Below are 3,069 nucleotides of genomic sequence, written 5' to 3' on the forward strand. Positions count from 1 at the left end.
TGGCTGTAGTCGCCGCAGCCGGCCGCGTTGCCGCAGTCCCAGTCCGGCGCACCGCCGTAGGACTTGATCGCCCGGGCTTTCTGGGCGAGCACCGCGGGTGGCAGATTGTGCGGCCAGCGCTGGTTGTAGTAGCCGCGGAACGCGGTGGTGGTGAAGCGCGGGGCATGCTTGTCCCGCTGCGTGGCGGCGGCCACCCACTGGGCGATCGCCTTCCAGGTGAACAGCGCGACCGGGGTGTGGTCGCGGTGGTCCGAGCAGCCCGGCTGATCGTTGTCCTTGGGGTGCAGGACGTCGTGCACCTGGAAGTCGGGGTCCGGGTCCAGCGTGTGGATCAGCGTGGGCCGATAGCGGTCCATGATCCCGGCGAGCACGTCGACCAGCGTCTGATGGCCGTACGAGCTGGGGTGCGCCACGGGGGAGTCGGTGGCCAGGAGGGTGCGCATCACGGTGCCCGGGGTGTCCCACAGCGCCGGGATCCGTACGCCGCCGTCCGACAGCATCGCGATGTTGAGGAAGATCAGCCGGGCGCTGCGGGTGCCGTTGGCGAGGGTGTTGGTCTCCGCCGTGACCCCGCCGGGCAGCCGCAGCACGGACCGCTGCCAGGGCGCGAACTGGTTCAGCCCCATCATCTGCGCGTACGCCTGCCGCAGCCCCTGGTGGCGGGATGCGGAGTACGCGGCCTTGTCGGCGTGCGGGACCGGCGTCCCCGCCTGATGGTTGATCCCCCGGGCCTCACCGGCCGTGACGTACACGCACACCACCGGGACGCCGGAGCGCAGCACCTGCTCGGCGTCCGGGTTCATGAAGTACAGATCATCGTCGGGGTGCGCCATGATCTGCAGCAGCAGCGCCCGCTTGTCGCCCACCGTGGAGGTGAACGGCTCCGCCGCCCCGGGCTCACTGGCCCGCGCGGGCTCTGCTGTCGCGCCGCGCGAATGTCCCGCCCCGCATCCGGCGATCCCGGTGACCCCGGCAATCCCCACGGCTCCCCCGGCGGTGAGCGCCGCCAGCGCGGCGAGCGTCTGCCTGCGGGTGGTCCGCGCCCCTCGCGATGTCCATCGACTGTTCAATTTGGTGACCCTGTCACTTCGGCAGCGCGTAGTCTCCGGCTGCTCCGAGTGAAGGGACGGTCGGTGATCTTGACAGGTTGTCCGATGGCCGGGAGGTATCGGTCACAGATCGGGCACATGGTCGCCACGGGGCCGACGCATACTCGTCGGAGGTCGGCCCTCCGGCTACGTCAGTCGGCGATCAGCACCCCGAGCACCGCGAGCCAGCAGGCCGCGACCAGCACCGGCAGCAGCATCATGATCGCGCCGGTCGGGGACACCTTCAGATAGGCGGCGCCGGGGTCGTCGGTGCGGCGGTTCACTATCCGCTCGCCGCCGTGCCAGGCCATGTACTCCTCGAGCTCGACCACCGCCTCCTTGCGCGCCAGGAGGTACTGGCGTCCGAAGCGCAGCATCAGCGAGAAGCCCAGCGACACTCCGATGCCGATGACCGCGATGATCATCGCCAGCCCCTTGCCGAGGGAGCCGCCCGCGCCCTCCTTGCCGAGGCAGAAGGCGGTGGCGGCCGCGAGGCCCGCGGTGATGTAGAAGAAGTTGTTCAGCTTCTGCCAGTTGAGGTTGTCCTCGTGCTTGTAGAGGTCCACCGCGATCCCGTACTGCGCGTGCAGCATCGCCTCACGCGGTTTGCGCCACACCCACACCACCCGGGGCAGCCCGTCCGGCGGGGTCAGCCGGGTCAGTTCCTGGAAGCCGAGCTTGTGGTGGAAGCGCGCGGACGCGTCGTTGGGGGGATCGTTGACCACCGCGGCGATCACGGGGCTGAAGTCCCACTGGTCGATGACGTGGTAGTAGAGCATCGAGGCGATGCCACTCCGCGCCGCCTCGCGGGCCACGCAGATCTGCTTGATCACCAGGAAACTGCCGAGCGCCGTCTTGATCCGGCGGTTCAGCCATTCGTCCGGCTCGACCCGGTCGGAGCTGTAGGCCAGCAGGAACGCCAGCACCTGCCCGCCCTTGACCGCCACATAGAAGTGCTCGGCGGTCTCCAGCCGGGCGCGGTAGTCGGCCTCGGTGTACGCCGAGACCAGGAAGCCCCCCTCAACCGTCCCCGGGGCGCCGTCCGGCCCGTTCAGACTCCGTGACTCGGCGAGCCGGGCGATCTGCTCCACGTGCTCCTCGCCCGCCCGTAAGATCTCCACCCGCAGCGGCACCCCGGCCATCCCGATCCCCCCTCGTCCCGGCGCGCCGAACCTACCGTGGGCGCGGTCCGCGGCACCAGCGTGCCGCTCTACCGATAGCGCGGCAGGTTCTCCGTCGAGATGGTCCACTCGCCGATCGTGATGTCCTCCCCGTAGACGAAGTCCTTCCGGGTCGCGTACCGGGGGCCGTGCGGAGTGGGGTGGATCTCGGACAGCACGGCGCCCTCACCCGTACGGGGATCGAAGATCACATACACGGGAACTCCCAGCTGTGGATAATCCCGTGTCTTCCCCACCCAGTCATTGTCCGGATTGGACCGGGACACCACCTCGATGGCGGCGAGGAGCGTCTTCGGATCGAGCGCTCCTTCGACGTCCATATCCGCTTCGGCGATCACGATCACGTCCGGATGGCGCAACACGCCCGTGTTCGGGTCCTCCACATCCGGTGTGCCGGTATGGGCCAGCAGATCGTCCGGCATGACCTTCTCCAGCCGACGGCTGATGCGCGCCGCCGTCAGCTCGTGCGGCCCCCCCGGCGACATCATGTCGTGAACGATCCCTTCCCTGGTGATCTCCAGCTTTCCGGGAACGCTTTCCTGTATCTGCTCGACGATGTCCCGCATGGACTGGTAGCGGAGTGCGTCACGGTCGGCGTGATCCGGGGCGATCGTCATGGCGCTCGCTCCTCTCTCGGGCGGCGGCCGCGCCGGGCAACGGGAAGCCTGCAAAACCATGCTAGCGAGCCGGGCGGTTCCGGGCTGGGGCCCCTGGGCGAGCGGGGCTGGGGGCGGAGTGGGTGCCGGTGGCCGGGCGCGGGGTTCGTTTCGCGCCTTCGGCGCCATTGAGCAGCGGAGCAG

At 69.4% G+C, this 3,069-nt stretch carries 3 protein-coding genes; all 3 read right to left on the reverse strand.

Annotation, left to right across the window (positions count from 1 at the left end):
- On the reverse strand, nt 1-1,070 hold a 1,070-nt coding region (locus tag GWI24_RS42715), incomplete at its 3' end, for a PIG-L family deacetylase (protein ID WP_210951402.1).
- 170 nt (nt 1,071-1,240) lie between these two features.
- Complete coding sequence (locus tag GWI24_RS42720) at nt 1,241-2,230, reverse strand: GNAT family N-acetyltransferase (RefSeq protein ID WP_210951403.1); 990 nt, start codon at nt 2,228-2,230, stop codon at nt 1,241-1,243.
- 68 nt (nt 2,231-2,298) lie between these two features.
- Nucleotides 2,299-2,886 carry a Uma2 family endonuclease gene (locus GWI24_RS42725; RefSeq protein WP_210951404.1) on the reverse strand — a complete coding sequence of 196 codons (588 nt, stop codon included), beginning with the start codon at nt 2,884-2,886 and terminating at the stop codon, nt 2,299-2,301.
- Nucleotides 2,887-3,069 lie beyond the last annotated feature (183 nt).

It is taken from the genome of Streptomyces sp. MK37H (assembly GCF_018035285.1).
Lineage (GTDB): Bacteria > Actinomycetota > Actinomycetes > Streptomycetales > Streptomycetaceae > Streptomyces > Streptomyces endocoffeicus.

Excerpts from the sequence above, each read along its gene's own strand:
- GWI24_RS42720 (WP_210951403.1), bottom strand. The coding sequence starts at position 2,230 with ATGGCCGGGGTGCCGCTGCGGGTGGAGATCTTACGGGCGGGCGAGGAG.
- GWI24_RS42725 (WP_210951404.1), bottom strand. The coding sequence starts at position 2,886 with ATGACGATCGCCCCGGATCACGCCGACCGTGACGCACTCCGCTACCAG.